This window comes from Phytoactinopolyspora endophytica (assembly GCF_004138495.1).
GTDB lineage: Bacteria > Actinomycetota > Actinomycetes > Jiangellales > Jiangellaceae > Phytoactinopolyspora > Phytoactinopolyspora endophytica.
This window is the reverse complement of record NZ_ML142851.1, coordinates 530603-531126: the sequence shown is the minus strand read 5'-3', so window position 1 is coordinate 531126 and position 524 is coordinate 530603. Positions and strand designations below refer to the sequence as shown.

The window sequence follows — 524 nt, the reverse complement described above, 5'->3', positions numbered from 1 at the left end:
CGCGCCGCCGGCGCCCTGGCCGGGAGCGTTCCATGCCAGAGCGACCACCGCCACCATCCCTGACCACCTGACAAACGTGCCCGCCCGCCTGGTCCGCTCCGTCCGCTGCCTCACCCTGCACCTGCCCGAGAGGGCCCTAGACCTATCGAGCTGTTCGAGGAGCAGGTTGCGCATGGTCCAGTGGGGGCGCCGCCGTCGAAGAAGCCGGGCACGGCGGCGTTGACGTCCGAGGTGAACAACGCCCGGCACCGCTCCCACTGCCGGGGTTCCCGGCAGCACGTCGGCCGGCCAGGTCACCCCTGTAGCACCCTCCATGTCGGCGCTGATGAGGACCTTCATGCTGCCTCAGTTCACGCGCCGGCGAGGGAACTTCCTACGAGAAAGACGGGCACCCGAACTAGTTGACACGTCATCAACTTCCCGGATATAAATGATGCATCATCTATCGGGCATGAGGCCCGCCCGTGGCCATGAAGGTCGCGGTCCCTTCGTCAAGGAGAGCGTTGATGGACAAGAAGATGAGC

At 65.8% G+C, this 524-nt stretch carries 1 pseudogene; it reads right to left on the bottom strand.

What is annotated here, in order from left to right:
- Positions 1 to 120 precede the first annotated feature (120 nt).
- Positions 121 to 339, bottom strand: a pseudogene (locus ELR45_RS42570) (M55 family metallopeptidase); the annotation flags it as partial.
- Positions 340 to 524 lie beyond the last annotated feature (185 nt).